Source organism: Moraxella catarrhalis (assembly GCF_001656295.1).
Taxonomy (GTDB): domain Bacteria; phylum Pseudomonadota; class Gammaproteobacteria; order Pseudomonadales; family Moraxellaceae; genus Moraxella; species Moraxella veridica.
In genome coordinates this window covers 22,323-37,431 of record NZ_LXHE01000005.1, presented here as the reverse complement: position 1 = coordinate 37,431, position 15,109 = coordinate 22,323, and the positions used below count along the sequence as shown (strand labels likewise).

Below are 15,109 nucleotides of genomic sequence, written 5' to 3'. Positions count from 1 at the left end.
CGGTTTTGTTGATTTGCTGTCCATAGGTTTTCGAGCCTTTCCCCAAATCTGTGTAACTGCTTATAATATTTCTAACAGGAGACTAAGCAATGCACGATAACAAACTCAATGAACTGGCCACTCAAATGGTTGGGCACTTAAACAGCATGGATGATTTTAAAGCCATACATAAGTTCATGCTTCAGTGGTTTATTAACAACAGTCTAGAGATAGAGATGAGAGAGCATCTGGGCTATGATAAACACGAGAAGTCAGAACAGAGCAACAAACACAATGGCAAAATGAGCAAGACTTTAGGCATTGAACTGGGCAGCATACAAATTGATACGCCAAGGGACAGGGCAGTTTTGAGCCATAACTTGTTAAAAAGAATCAAACCCAAATTACAGGTATAGATGAACAGATTCTTTATTTTTATGCCAAGGGCCAATATACTGCAAAAATTTCCTATACTATTCGAGATATCTACGGTGTGCAAGTTTCTGACAGCGTGATATCTCTTGTCACCGACACGGTCATGACAGACATTATTGCTTGGCAAAATCGACCGCTGGATGCGGTATATCCTATTGTCTATTTGGACTGTATTGTGGTAAAAATCCGTCAAGACAGTTGTATTATCAATAAAGCAATTTACTTGGCCTTGGGCATTAATTTGCAAGGTAAAAAAGAGATACTGGGTATGCGGTTGTCTGAAAATGAAGGCGCTAAGTTTTGGCTTGGTATCATGATTGAACTTCAAAATCGTGGGCTAAAAGTCATTCTAATCGCTTGTGTGGATGGATTAAAAGGCTTTAGTGAGGCAATCACAACAGTGTATCGAAATACGCAAGTTTAATTGTGCGTAGTGTACATGGTTCGCTATTCAATGAAGTTTGTGCCCTATAAAGGTCGTAAAGCCATTGCCTGTGACTTAAAATCAATTTATGGCGCAGACACTGAAGCTTTGACTCTGGCTAATCTTGAGCAGTTTGATAAACTATGGGCAGATAAATATCCGCAAATTGTCAAATCATGGCAAGCAAATTGGCAGGGGCTTTCAGCATTCTTGAACTACCCCAAAGACATTCGAAGAGCTATTTATACCACCAATGCCATTGAATCATTAAACAGCGTGCTACGCTCAGCGGAGAATAGGCGCAAGGTATTTTTCCTCTGATGATTCAGTCAGAAAGGTGATTTGCTTGGCTATCCAAAATGCGTCTAAAAAATGGACAATGCCAATTCGCAACTGGACTTCTGCTCTTAATCGTTTTATGATTGAATCTGGTGATAGATTTGAACCTTATCTTTAACCCAGTGGTAGTTACACAGAATGTGGGAAAGGCCCTGTGAATTTTTTATAAATGCACCTTTTTAGCTGTCGATTTGTAGTGGAATAATTGAATAGAATTCCTATAAGCGCGAACTCAAAGGTATTGCATTGCTTTCTGTAGGAAACAATGCAATGCCAGCGCTTTTAACATTAAGAACCAACCATGCCGTATATTACCATGACAAGCACTGCTATTTTATTGCACCAAGTATAACCGCAGAGAAGGGGGTTAATTTATTGCCCAATGTATAGCGAATAGATGCTCAACCTTTGTATCTTGGGCCAATTGAGATTGTATTCTACTAAACAATTCATCTCGCTGCTCTTCAATTTCATCTTGAACATCAAATAAAGATTGACGTAAACGACGTCGTTGTCTTTCTGTATTTTTTAACTCACTTTCTATTTGTGCCAATTCCTCCAAATTTCTAGCTTGATTTTTATTGCGTTTAATCTGCTTGATTTTTTCATCAATATCGGCAATCTCTTGTTCGCTGGCTTTAATTTTATCTTCCGCCCATTTATCCAGTCTTTGACTTTCTTTTTTTAATAAAATACTTTGGCTTTCACTATGGCGTGCGGTTAGGGCAGTGATGGCTTGCTTGGCATTTTGTGTCAAATTCTCTGGAAATGCTTTATTAGGTTTATCGCTTTGTGCTTGAATACTCAGTAATTTTTGACAAAAATCATCGTCAAGCCATTCACCTTGCTCGGTACAGGCGGTAAAGACTATTTCTTCGTGTGTCTGTTTTTCACCATAAAAACCAACTTTATCTACCCAAAGCCAGCCTGATTGTCCTTGTTTTTGTCCAATAATAGATAGCTTACTGTGATAATTGGTATAATCAAAGGACAGCGAAGCGATTGGAGTGTGGGCATTTTGACAAACAGACAAGCAGTACTCACCAAGTGGATGATGTAGGCGATAATCATGTCCTTTTTGCTCGTTTTGAGCTTGTAAAACATAATTGGCAGCCTGAAAGCCTTTTGGTGGGCTGTGCAAATAAAAACTTCCGTTTTTTTCATCAAAATTAGCTTTATTATTTAAAGCAAATTGTGTGGCTAACCAGAAATAACGGCTGGTTTTGTCCAACAGACTCTGGCTTTTTGATAATTGCAGTTTTAGTTTTTCTTGCACATCTTCGTCAAAATAATCCAAAATTTGACTGCCTGCTCGTTCTAGATTTGCCTGAATCTGACTTTCCAGTTCTTTTTGCAGTTCATCAAAAGCGGTTTTGATTTCATCGGATGTACGACATTTATCATAAATTTGGTTAATCCGTTTTTCAAAATCAATACCACTTTCTATACGCCCTAATATTTCATCAGAAACACCAAATACGCCGTCAAATAACTTAAATTTTTCGCCCAGTAATTCCAAAATTCTTTGATCGGCTTCATTGCGTTTGTTTAAAAAATTAATCACAACCACGTCAAATAATTGACCATAACGATGACAACGTCCAATCCTTTGTTCTACTCTTTGCGGATTCCACGGCAGATCATAATTGATAAGCAAAGAGCAAAATTGCAAATTCACTCCCTCAGAAGCTGATTCTGTGGCAATCATAATCTGCGCTGTTTGTTCAAACTCATCAATGAGTGCTGTTCTAACATCAACAGCTTTTGAACCTGTGATTTTATGTTTATTATCTGAATTATTTAGCCATTTTTGATAGACGGCTTGATTGTCTTTACTGCTATTACTACTGCCTGAAAAACAAACGATTTTATCCCGATAGCCGTTATTGCTTAAAAAGTCAAATAAATAGCTTTGCGTGCGGACGCTTTCAGTAAAAATAATCACTTTCTGCTTTGCGCCCAATTCATTCATCTTATCAAAGCCTGTTGCCAATGCGGTTAATAAGGATTGGGCTTTACTGTCGTTTTTTAATTCATGAGTTTTGTTGATAAAAGATTGAATTTGGGCTATTTCTTGATTTAAATTTGTTAAATCACCATTACTGTTGTCATCACTGCTATCATCATCCTCCCATTCATCAAACTCACCAACCAAATCGCTCTCAATATCATCAAATTGGGATAACAAATCACTCGTTTGCTGTTGTTTTTTTAATGCCAATAAACGATTTAGAATGATTTGTAATGTATCAGCAACAGCATAGGGGCTGGATGCCAGTAGTTTGCGTAAAATCAAGCCAATCAAATGGCGTTGGCTTCTGGGAAGGGCAATGGTATTTTCTTGCCCAATAAACTCAGAAATGGACTCATAAAGTCGTTGTTCGTCATCACTGGGATAGAAATTTTGGGTAATGGTATGGCGTTTGGTGTAGCGAATGTATTCGCTTACATCTTTTCGTAAAGTACGCTTGACTACAGCCTGCAAGCGATTTTTTAACTCATCGTTATTTTGTCTATTAATGAACTCACGTCGAAAGACCTTCTCATCGCCAAACATTTCATCATCAATCAAAGTGGATAAGCCATATAATTCCATTAAGCTGTTTTGTAAGGGAGTGGCGGTTAAGAGAATTTTTTTGCGTCCTTGAAATGCCGCTTTGAGAGCTCGCCCCATTTTATTGCTGTTGCGGTGAGCATTTCTTAATTTATGGGCTTCATCAATAATCACGCAATCAAAATAATACCCTGCCAAAGTATCAGCAAATTTACTGGCATAATGGTGAGAAGTAATGATGATCTGTTTTCCAATATGACCAGATAGAAATTTAAACTCATCATTGCCAAAATCTTTTAGCATGTGTTTGTCAAAAATAATGCTTGGCAGTCCAAATTTATTTACCAATTCATTTTGCCATTGTTTGCGAAGCACAGCAGGACAAACAATAATAAGCTGGCGTTTACGCTCTGCCCATAATTGACACAACACCAAGCCTGCTTCAATGGTCTTACCCAAACCAACTTCATCTGCCAATAATACACCTCTATCCAAAGGATTGTGTAAGGCGAAAATAGCAGCATCAATTTGGTGTGGATTCAAATCCACTTTGGCATTAAATAAACCTTGCGTAATGCGTTCTACGCCATTGTCAGATTGGCATAAAATAGCATTAGCAAAATATTTGGCTTGGTGTGGTGTGATGTTCATCTCTTTATGTTTCCCAATTTATCGTTTCTAAATAATCATCAGATAAGATGGCTTTAAATAGATGTTCCAGATAATCAACGCCATTGATATGCTCCATAAACAAAATATGCTTTTGGGAAAATTCTGTATAGGTCTTGCCAAAATGATTCAATGCTCCAGTTTCTGTGGTATCTTTACTTGGCGTAATGGATAAAATAAAACTGTTTAAAATGAGATTGTCTGGCTTAAGGTTGCCTGAAAGTGTTTTTAATTCATCAAACAACATAAACTTGGGATCATCAAAGGATAATTGGCGAATACCTTTGGGATCAATAAAGGTCAACCATTGTTTTTGGTTATGTTTATCAACCAGCCACAACAAAAAATCAGGATAAAAATCGCCAGCCAATGTAAATCCCAACCCTTTGGCTTTATTGGATGCATTTCGCAATAAATACAGCTCTTTATCACCAATCCAGTCTTTTAATTTGTCATCTTTGAAAGCGTTTTGTAAATCAATCACAAACTTGCGTTCGCTTTTGGCTTCCATTAACAAAGGCTTGAGTGAGAACGGCAGGCTGTCTTTATTGTCTAGGGTAATGATTGGATAAAATAAATGTCTGTCAAAACAAATGGCATTAACATGGCTATCACGGAATCCCATCACTTTCGCCAAATTGCCACTTTCTACCCAATCTTTTAATTCGGTTAATTTGCTTTCATAGCTTGGCACGCCGACATCTTCATTGGGGCGAATATCAAAAACATAATTTTCCAATAATGCTTTGTGACTGTGGTCAATGACTTGTTTTTTATAATATTGCCCTTCATAAGCACCTTTTAGTTTCTTATAAAAGGCGTCCAAATAATTCATCAGCAAGTCCAATAAAATATTCTCTTGCTTGATGATGTCGTCAAAGTGATGAATGGTTAATTCACCGCTTGGAATGTATAATTTGTACCAATCGCCTTGCTGGGCAAATTGTTTGATTTTGTCTTTATCCAATTTAAGATTATTGAAGGATTGCCACATCTTGTGATTTAACAATGCTAAATAAATCCTATCCCAGTTGATGAATTCAAAAATCAGGGTGTTTAACTTGTTTTTTTCTTTTTGATTTTCGCTAATTTTTATGGCGTTATCACGACTGGCAATGGCTTGAACTTTTGGATATAAATCTAAAACTGCCATCGGAGTTCTGATGTTTTTATATTTATCGGGAATATCAAACAGCGTGACAGTTTCGGTGCGTTTAAAGCTTTTTTCACGATTGCCTTTATAAGCATCGTCAAGCGATAGAGTCTGCAGAACCACATCTTTTGGTAGATTGGCGCGGCTATCAAACTCAATGGTAATAACTTCAGTTGTATCAATGCCCTCATCTGACAGATACTCACGAAATGCGTCCATATAATTAGCATTGATGCCAAAAATATTGAGTGTTTCTAGCTTTTTTAAATCAAATGATTTGGGGCGTTCGTTTGGCACACTGCGTCTTAATGACATATTTTGCCCTTTTAGGCGTACGCCACGTCCAAACAACTGGATGATTTGGCTGCCTTCATTTTTACCAATATTGAGTAAGCCCATGGTAGAAACTCGCCAGCTTGACCAGCCTTCGGTAAATTTCTTTGAGCCAATCAAAATATTAATGGGCGATTTATCACTGTTAATTTGTCCAAAATAACCTTCATTAAAATCATCACTGACGCAATCAAAATCGGTAGAATTTTCAGCTGCTTCGAAAAATCCGCCACTGTTGCCAATGTTAATTATACCAAAAGGTATGCCATTTTCGCCCAATGACAATGCCAATTCGCCGTCCGATTTTTTTAGGTGTGTCAATCGTAAACGGGCTTTATGTTTAGCATTCATCACTTTATCAAGCATATCGGCATACAGCTCGTTTTCTTTGCCTTGAAAATGCGTTAAAGGATTAAACCTGCCTTTAAAAATATCCACGCCCTTATCATTGACAAGGCGTGCGGTATTGCCAATCAAGTCTTTTAAAAAACCAATGACTTCATCGGTGTGATTGACAAAATATGCCAAGAAATTTACTACTTTTAATACGTCTGATTTTTCTATTTTCTGAGATTCGTTGTCTTTTTGTCCAGGAGATGATTTTACGGAGACTTTACTGCCCACAAAAACCATCAAAGGATTTTCAATATTCCATTGACTTACTTCACTTTGATGCGCTTTAAATAAATATTTTTGTTGATAAAATGCCAATAAGCAGGCAGTTAAATACAATTTTTCGTGCTGTTCAAAATAGTTATTCTCTTTATTTAAATTTAAAATCAGGCTTTCTTTGCCAAAGCCGTCTTGATAAAAATATTTATAAGAATAGTCAAACAAAATCGATTTGGCGTATTTTTCAAAAAATGGGTTTTTGCGTCCGCTGACCACTTGTCCAAGCGTTGCCGAATACTCAAACGAAAAACCATCTCGACTAACGATTTCACGATTTTTTAGCCACTGACCCGTTTCGTTACTACTGCCACGATGACCTTCGTCAACCAATACCAAATTATTTCCTAAGAAACTTTCCGCCGCTACGGTCTTATCGCCGTCTTTGTCTGCCAGTTTGGTAATTTCAATAATTTCCACATCAGATTTTATGAGCTGCCCAGTATTTTTACCAAACAGGCTGGCTGAAAAATCCGACAGCAGCAAATCGCCCAAATGCTGTTTAGACAATCCTTCATTGGTAGTGATAACAATGATTTTGTCTATTGTTTTGGCATAATGCTGATATTGCAAAATATTAACGTGCATAATCAATGTTTTACCACTGCCTGTGGCGTTCCAAAAAGCAAGACTGGACAAATCCTCCAAAACAAAGGGTGGGAATGTTTTGGCTTCTTTGATTTGAAATTCATAATCGGATTTGGCTTGATTCAGTGCATCCAATAAATCTTGAGATTTATTAAAATACCAATCTAAATAAATTTCAGTAAACAGCAAACTTAAATATTGAAAATATTTCATTTTCAATTCAAAGCCGTCTTTTTGATTGCGTTTTGCGGTGATTTTTTGCCAATGTTTGACAATATTTAAGTCATAACGGCGTAATTCTTCTGCCGTTAATGGACTGTTATGCAAACGGAAAAATTGTCCGTACAGAATCTCGTCCAAAAACAGCGTATTGCCGTTTAACACGCCTTCAAAACGTTCGGGCTGTTTGCCAAAAAAATCTTGTGGTTTATCCACATTAAACAGTGATAACAGCCAGCGATTTAAAATCAAATGCTGATGAAAATCTAATTTGGTCTGTTTGGTCTTGGTTGCTTTTGCCATCTTAGATTGCTCCAAACATCAATGTCAAAAATTCTTGCTCAATGGATTTGACTTTCAGGGTGCTTTGCACACTGTCCGCACTTTCCCATACCGTATCTAGGGTGTGGTCGCCATTGATATAAATCTCTTGATAAATGCTTTCTCTGGGGTTGATATTGCGTGCAACAAACATTGCTTTTAGTTCGTCATAGCCCAATTTGTCGCAATCACGCCAAAAAATCAGTGTGCGTTCATCGTCATTTTGGCGTGGCAATCGACATTCAATCTCTACATAGCCTTTACCATCTCTTCGGTCATCAATGCCCAAAACAGTCGCCCCAATCAGGTAGTTAAAGGTTTCTACCAAATCAATTTTTTGGCGGACAGATGCCCCAGCACTGTTCGTTGTGATGTCTAATTGATAATCAAATGGTTTGGCAAAATCTGCCACATTTAATAAACTTTCACGACTTTCAATATCCAGCATATAGTTTAAAACATAATCGTTTTGAGTTTGTTCGCCAAGACCTGCCAAATCTTTTGGTTTTAAAACAAGATTATTGAGTGTATCTTCATAGCTTTCTAATTTTAGGACTTTGACGATTTGACTGATACCACCAAATTGTCCGTCCTTATCCGCCACAGGTTTACCGTCTTTGTAGTCTTTGGCAAAAATGACTTTTTGAATGCGGGGTTTTAGCACCGTATCAAAATACTCGCCTTGCTCCACCAAAATAAACTTGCGATTGCCACCATCTTCACGGTTAAGATTGATTACGGCGTGGGCGGTTGTGCCTGAACCTGCAAAGTAGTCTAGGATTAGAGAGTTTTGTGGGCGTGCGATGATTGATAAAAAATATTTACTTGCTTGAATTGGTTTTGGGTTATCAAAACTAAATCCCATATTCTTAAATAATTCATCATCACTACTTCCCATATAGTAAAGCGATGATACATTTTCGGTTAAATTTTCTTTTAAAAGATATTTTCTATTTGGAATTATACTTTCATCTTGTCCAAATAGAATTAAATCTTTTTCTAATAATTTTTGCATTGTTGTAGGCGGATTACGCCAACCGCGAGCAGGAACAGGGCAAGGCTTGCCTGTAATAGGGTGAATGAGTGGAATAAAATAATCATCAGGTGCTGTTTTTTTGTTGGGCCAAGCCATAGATACAGGACGAAAAATATCACCATTATCATCAATTTGATTATAAGCTTTTTCTCCGCCAGATAATTTATCTTTGTTTTCTTTTATCCACTCTTTATATTTTTCCCTTGTTTTTTCAGTAATGCCATATTTTTTAATTAATTTTTCAACTTTATCAAGCATTAGTTCTGCATTTGCTTTATTTCTTACAAAGGCAGTTTCATCATCTAAATGATTTATGTTATTTGTTGCAAAATGAACATATTCATGCTGGGCTGATAAGCCTTTTGCATCGCCTTTGGGATTTCTTTTATCCCAAATTAATTTACCCATATCCCCACTACCGAACATTTGCTTAATAACATATTCCAATGATAGATGTTCGTGTTCGTCCATATGGCAAGCCAATAAACCATTATAATTTAATAAATTGCGACTTAATTGCAAGCGGTTTTCAAACATTGATAACCAAGTGGATTGTGCAAAACTATCTTTGTATAAAAAATCTCCTTTTTCTCTATCATCTTCCGTATTATACGGCGGGTCAATATAAATACATTTGACTTGACCTTGATATTTGGCTTGTAGCAGATTTAGGGCTTGGAAGTTATCGCTATGAATGATTGTGCCGTCGATTTGATTGTCCAATTCATCAAAACCGCCCAATAATTTGGCTTGGAAAGATTGACTGAACAATGACGTATTAACGACTAAATGCGGATTGTCGGGGGGGGGGGTAACACTTGGTAACTGATAGAGTTTTTGCCACTCATCAAGCTGTTTTTGATTGGCAAAAATCTCTGCGTGGAATCTTTTGTCAATGTTGTCCAGCGTGATGAGATAGTGGCAATCGGCAACGAATTTTTTCTTTTCCCAAAGTCGTTTTTGGAAATTCTCTAATTGAGCCAAAAAGGCGATGATGTCGTGAGCGATGTGGCGAAGTGTTTGGATTAGGCGTAAATTGTTCTCAATGTCAGCAAAGGCTGACACATTGTCAATGTCGTCCAAATTCATCACTTCATTTTTGATATAAAAATCCAATTCACGCTTTAAAAATCCACCCAAATCTTTATGAATAAAATAATCGGCTTTGTTTTTGGCGGTGTAGTCGTCCAAATATTTGCGTAATAGCGAGCGTTCTTGATTATTTTCTGTTCCTTCTTTTTGGGCGAGTATTTGCCAATTTTTGCCAATAATCGGATTGGCTAACAAAGTTTGAACAGTCTGTCCGTTAATGGATTTATCTTTTTCAGTATCTTTATCTTTTGCTTGTGTTTGTTTGGCACCCTTAATAGCCGTGTAATCAAACAAAATGGTCAAAACCTTACCGTCATCGCTTTCGCTAATGGCTGTAATGGCTTGGGTGATTACGTTGCCAAATTCATCTTCACTTTCAACAATGCCGTCTTCGGCTACGACAAATACTCTCTCCGCTTTGTTGTCTTTTTGGTTGTCTTTGGCGGTATCGGCGGTGTTTAGTTTAAAAAAGACTTGTCGTCCGTCCGCCAAATCAAAACGGTAATTGGTGAAGTTTTCGCCCGATTTGGTGTAATACTGGTCTTTGTTTGCCCAATGTAGCATCACTTCTTCGCCATTGTAGGGAATGGCGTAGGTATCGCCTTTATAACGACGCTGGCTGATAAAATCGCCTTCTTCATAATAACGGCTAAAAAAAGTCAATAAGTGACGGTAAACCGCCGTTTCCATGTCACCATCTTTGGCAAGTTTGTCGGCAACGTTTTTTGGCAGAGTGTGGTTTAGATAGTGGGTAATCTGTTCGTTACGGCTGTTTAAAATGCGATAAATGCCAAAATCCAAATCGGCACGGTCAATTTGAAAGATTTCTTTGAGTTTGCTGGTGAGTTCGGCTAAGGCAGTCATGGCGGTTCCTATGTTTAAATTATTAATATTTTATTGTACCATAAATGTCATGTCTACGAGATGGTATTCGCTTGGTATGACTTTAGATTGTTATGGATTTCTCTTAAGGTTTTAATTATGATCATGGTAATCTTATTGTTGAAGTTGTGATATTTTTTATTCTGTGATAAAAATTAGAAGTGATGGAATTGAAGATCGGCACCCGTTTATTTGGATATATCAGAAGAGAGTGAATTTAAAGATATTATTATTGTCAGGGCTGAAAATGTAAGTGTGGATGATGATCAATATTTTATAATCAAATTGTCCATTGAGTTAGAAGATAATAAATATATTAGTAATTTGCACTGGGGATCTGAGAATGAAATATGGAATCCGATTTAAATGAACAGCTTGTATTATTTGATAAAAATTATCAAATAAAGACATCACCAAATCATACTTTTGGTGATTTGCATCATAATTTAGATATTTATATGTACGATGCAAAGGATGCAGAATGTGAGGTTGAAGCAAAAATATACCCCACATCAGATGATGGAAGAGTCAGGAAGGTAATGTATTTTCTTAGTATTCTCTTATAAGTTATCTGCTTAATAAGGGGCAAGCTGCCAATGGAAAGATTCCAATTTTATTAATTGAAGAACCTGAAAATCATCTTTTTATTTCATCACAGATTGAATTATCCAAAACTATTTTTAATGAAGGATTCATCCCTTATTTATTTTTGGTTATCCATTCGCCATAATTATTGTTTAAAATTAGTGATGAGGCTAATTTAATTCGACCATTTAAAAGAAACGGGAAAATGGAGATAAATTCAGAAATTGCCAAAATAACAGATGATTATAATAACCTTAAAAATATTTTAATGGAAAATTTAGCACAATGTTTATTCGTTAATAGAGTCTTATTGGTTGAGGGGTCATCTGAGAAATTACTTTTTGAATGGGTATTAGATACATTAGGGTGCGATAGAACAGATATCATTGTACAAAGCATTGCGGGCATCTATTTTGATAAATATATTCAAATATTAAAAGGATTAGGTATTAAGATTATTATTAAAACAGATAATGATATTGCTAAAGTTTCACGAAAAGGTGAATTAACCGCATTAGGATTTAATCGTTGCATTGATTTATTCAATTTACTCTGTGATTGCGAAGAAAAAGAAAAGTTAGACAATGTTGCCTTGGGACCTAATGCATCAGAATCTACCATTTTAGAAACAAAATTTTAAGCAATAAAAATTGTTTTGATGAGTTTTCTCGCTTAGGAATATATCTATCAAAAATTGATTTGGAGCATGATTTAGCAATATGCCTTGATAAAGACGATAAATTCGTTAAAGATTTGCAAGAGTCAAAATGGATAAAAATGTGGGAATTTACCAAAAATGCCACATATGCTAAAGCCAAGAAAATTTTTTATCATGAGAACTTTAAATGCTTAAAGGATTTGGTTGATGAATAATTTTAATCTAACAGATGAGCAAAAAGATATCGTTGAGCCAGAACAATTTTCATCAGCCATGATTATTGCTAATGCGGGTTCGGGAAAAACTAATACATTGGTTAGAAGAGCAATCAATCAGACCAAAGGAATTAAACCTTGGAAAAATATTGCAATTATTAGTTTTACTAACAAAAGTGCTGGTGATATTTTGAAAAAAGTAAAAGAATTGAATGGAAGTCAAATTATTGCTATGACATTTCATTCATTCTTGTTACATCATGTATTGGCGTTTAATGAATATTTTAGAAGCCAAAAAATCTTATTTGATTTTTCTTACATGTATTTTCACAAGTTGGAGAGGATTATTCTCGGTTTGATTTTAGTCCTTGGGCTAAAAAATATAAACCCTAGATAAATATCAAAACCACACCGACACCGTCTATAACTTTGAAGTAGATGACTTCCACACCTACCATATTGGTGAATATGGGGTGTGATTCATCATACAAACAGTAACAGGTCTTATTTAAGGCCTGTTTGGTTGGGTGTGATTGATCTGAAAATCAATTGATGGGGTTTACATATAAATCACCTTACTTATAAACATGCAATTGATTTATAAGCCCATTGTATCGAAACAAATCTCTAGTATACTGGGCATAATCCGCATAATCATTAGGATTTGGTTCACCTTTCGCCAACAGTTCATCATCAGATAAAAAACTGGTAATGGTGTTTTTCTCTTGCCGTTTTTTCATCTCCATTTCGATTTGCGCCTGCCTACTTGGCAACCATCCATCAGCCACTGCTTTTTTTGCAAGATTGATGGCATGGGCATCACTCAATGGTGGTCTTTTTTTTCTATGTATGCTTTTTTGAAATTGAGTGCCCACCTGCGTGATTAGATTGACACTTTTGTTTTGTCTATAACGAGCAGCGTAACTAAACATTGATATGTAAGATATTAGTAGATTCTAACTTATCCATTGGGCGAAAGTCGCAACCAAATTTCTAATAAAAAAAGTATTTTTACCAAAGGTAATATGAGAATAAATAAATATTTTCATATAATTATAAAACAAATTTTTTGACTATCCTAAAACAAAATAACGAATTAAAAGATCAAAAACCTTTATAATTGAAGCTTTTTCAGGTTTGGTTAATTCCATAAACCGAGCAATATCATCCAAAATCATCCACAATAACAAAAAAGTTCTTCAAAGAAATATGCGCCATTATGTAGCACCTGAACAAAACCAACCACAATAAAAGCAGCCCTTTGGCTACTTTTTCTTTGATTTCTTATTGCTTTTAATGGGTTTAGCTGATTTTTAGGTGTTTGCTGCCCACTGATAGCGTGTTTTTACCTTGCTTGTCCTTGTTTGGATGACTAAGCCTTGTTTATCAGTGGTCTTAGCACATTATAAACGGCTTTGCGGTGTCTTTGATCGGGCTTTATGCCTGTGTTTTCGGCACTGTCTAGTATCAGTGCTTGTTTTACAATTTCATGTGTTAATAGAACTTACGCACTATCTAACAACAGCATGATATGCTAAAGGAAAAACCAACACAACATTAAAAATGCGACAACTAATCCGACCCAGCACCGCCCACCGCCACATCCACATCAAAGTCATACAGTAGGGCGATCGTACCTGCGGTAAGGCGAGCGGTGTTTAATACTTTATTGTAGTCATCTGAGCCTGGTTTTATCTCACCTGATTCAAATCGCTGTCTTAACTCTCCTGTTACTAACCAATCCCCAACCATCTCACCGATGATACTACCCACAGCACCTGCTTCACAGTCTTGTTTTTTAGCGGCAGCTGAAACGCAGCCTGTTAAGCCTGCAGCAAGCTTGTGAGCAATATTACTCATAAAGGCTGCATCATTGATATCTAATGGTTTAACACCATAAGTATATAGACCAGCGGTGGCGGTATCAACCAGTTGATTGGTCAGATGTCTTTTTAGTGACTCCTCTAGACTTTCGCCATAGATTAAGCTATCCGTCAAAGCAAGCCCTGTACCTTGTACAAAGGCGCGAGTGAATTTGTCACCGATGGTGGCGGCAGCAGAGGTATCTATTTTTAGGGTTTGACCTAAGAATTTATCCAGATTGGCAGTCACCCCAGCTGTTAGCATTGCTTTTGCCATGTTCTTGGCAGTTTGTGATTTGCCTAAGTCTTTGAGGGTTTTATTGACATCACCTTTGTTATTGACCAGAGTGGTGCCTGCTTGGGTGACCAAGGGGGTAAAGGCGGCGTTTACCATGGTCGCTGTCGCAGAACCTACTGTGACGGATATACCCACCGAGCTTAGCGAAGCTACACCACCACCAGCCGTTGCCACCGACAAAGCAATCGCCAGCAGTGCCGCCCCGCCAGCAGTTAAACCCTCTTCTTTATAATCCCAGTTTTCTTGGGCAAGCCTAAGGGCGGTAAAGTCCACATCATCACGATGGATGATATCTTGTAAATAATCAAATCCCGGCTCTGTGCTTAGTCGGTTTAGTACATTGACCAGATGCTCAGGATTATCTGCCTCGTGTTTTTTGATGGGCACTTGTACAGCCAGACCACCAGTGGCATTGAGAGTAGGGGCAACACCAATGAATGAGGGCAGCTTGGCATCTTCATTGGTGTTGCCTGACTTTAAAATGGATTGCCAAACTAGATTTTCAAATTGGCGAGATTGACTGACGCTGACGGTTGTACTGATGGTGTCTAGGATGATCTTAGCATCAGCCACTGCGTTATCCCCAACACCAGCAGTGATACTTGCTCCTTGTAGACTGGCAAAGCGAGTACCCTGTAAGCGAGTGTTGCTTCCTGACTGAATTTGGTTATAATCAGCAATCAAGCTGGTTGGCAGCTCGCTGATGATTTGTTTGCTTTCTTTAGTGCTTGATTTTTTGTATTTAATGCCGATAAAGCTAGAGGTGGTTTTAGACGCCACTTCTTTGACATCCACTTC

Annotated in this window: 8 protein-coding genes and 1 pseudogene; 4 read left to right on the top strand and 5 right to left on the bottom strand. The window is 37.1% G+C overall.

The window, feature by feature from the left end; genetic code table 11:
- The first annotated feature begins 89 nt into the window (after positions 1 to 89).
- Positions 90 to 1,295 (top strand): annotated as a pseudogene (locus AO382_RS03065) (IS256 family transposase).
- A gap of 249 nt (positions 1,296 to 1,544) precedes the next feature.
- Here AO382_RS03065 and AO382_RS03060 read toward each other — a convergent pair.
- From AO382_RS03060 to AO382_RS03050, 3 genes are read right to left on the bottom strand one after another with little or no spacing between them, the layout of a single operon-like run.
- Positions 1,545 to 4,382: an SNF2-related protein gene (locus tag AO382_RS03060; protein ID WP_064618088.1), complete on the bottom strand. Its 2,838-nt coding sequence runs from the start codon at positions 4,380 to 4,382 to the stop codon at positions 1,545 to 1,547.
- Between the two features lie 4 nt (positions 4,383 to 4,386).
- Positions 4,387 to 7,665, bottom strand: coding sequence for a DEAD/DEAH box helicase family protein (locus AO382_RS03055; protein WP_064618086.1), 3,279 nt, complete (start codon positions 7,663 to 7,665; stop codon positions 4,387 to 4,389).
- 1 nt (position 7,666) lies between these two features.
- Positions 7,667 to 10,675: a site-specific DNA-methyltransferase gene (locus AO382_RS03050; RefSeq protein ID WP_064618084.1), complete on the bottom strand. Its 3,009-nt coding sequence runs from the start codon at positions 10,673 to 10,675 to the stop codon at positions 7,667 to 7,669.
- Positions 10,676 to 11,043: 368 nt separating this feature from the next.
- Between AO382_RS03050 and AO382_RS03045 the strand changes: the two genes are divergently transcribed.
- From AO382_RS03045 to AO382_RS03035, 3 genes are all read left to right on the top strand, one after another.
- Positions 11,044 to 11,259 carry a hypothetical protein gene (locus AO382_RS03045; protein ID WP_064618082.1) on the top strand — a complete coding sequence of 72 codons (216 nt, stop codon included), beginning with the start codon at positions 11,044 to 11,046 and terminating at the stop codon, positions 11,257 to 11,259.
- 224 nt (positions 11,260 to 11,483) lie between these two features.
- The gene (locus AO382_RS03040; RefSeq protein ID WP_064618080.1) at positions 11,484 to 11,918 is read left to right on the top strand and encodes an ATP-dependent endonuclease; all 435 of its coding nucleotides are present in this window, start codon (positions 11,484 to 11,486) and stop codon (positions 11,916 to 11,918) included.
- Between the two features lie 225 nt (positions 11,919 to 12,143).
- Positions 12,144 to 12,548, top strand: coding sequence for a UvrD-helicase domain-containing protein (locus AO382_RS03035; RefSeq protein WP_064618078.1), 405 nt, complete (start codon positions 12,144 to 12,146; stop codon positions 12,546 to 12,548).
- A gap of 178 nt (positions 12,549 to 12,726) precedes the next feature.
- On the opposite strand, the gene AO382_RS03030 is transcribed toward AO382_RS03035, so the two are convergent.
- Together AO382_RS03030 and AO382_RS03025 are read right to left on the bottom strand one after the other, a co-directional pair.
- A complete protein-coding gene (locus AO382_RS03030) occupies positions 12,727 to 12,978 on the bottom strand; it encodes a hypothetical protein (protein ID WP_147286437.1) in 252 nt (83 codons plus the stop codon).
- A 745-nt stretch (positions 12,979 to 13,723) separates the two neighbouring features.
- Positions 13,724 to 15,106: a DUF637 domain-containing protein gene (locus AO382_RS03025; protein ID WP_064618074.1), complete on the bottom strand. Its 1,383-nt coding sequence runs from the start codon at positions 15,104 to 15,106 to the stop codon at positions 13,724 to 13,726.
- Positions 15,107 to 15,109: the final 3 nt, after the last annotated feature.

What these genes read in the sequence shown, in the direction of transcription:
- AO382_RS03035 (WP_064618078.1), top strand. Translation starts at nt 12,144, where the DNA reads ATGAATAATTTTAATCTAACAGATGAGCAAAAAGATATCGTTGAGCCA.
- AO382_RS03040 (WP_064618080.1), top strand. Translation starts at nt 11,484, where the DNA reads ATGGAGATAAATTCAGAAATTGCCAAAATAACAGATGATTATAATAAC.
- AO382_RS03055 (WP_064618086.1), bottom strand. Translation starts at nt 7,665, where the DNA reads ATGGCAAAAGCAACCAAGACCAAACAGACCAAATTAGATTTTCATCAG.
- AO382_RS03045 (WP_064618082.1), top strand. Translation starts at nt 11,044, where the DNA reads ATGGAATCCGATTTAAATGAACAGCTTGTATTATTTGATAAAAATTAT.
- AO382_RS03050 (WP_064618084.1), bottom strand. Translation starts at nt 10,675, where the DNA reads ATGACTGCCTTAGCCGAACTCACCAGCAAACTCAAAGAAATCTTTCAA.
- AO382_RS03060 (WP_064618088.1), bottom strand. Translation starts at nt 4,382, where the DNA reads ATGAACATCACACCACACCAAGCCAAATATTTTGCTAATGCTATTTTA.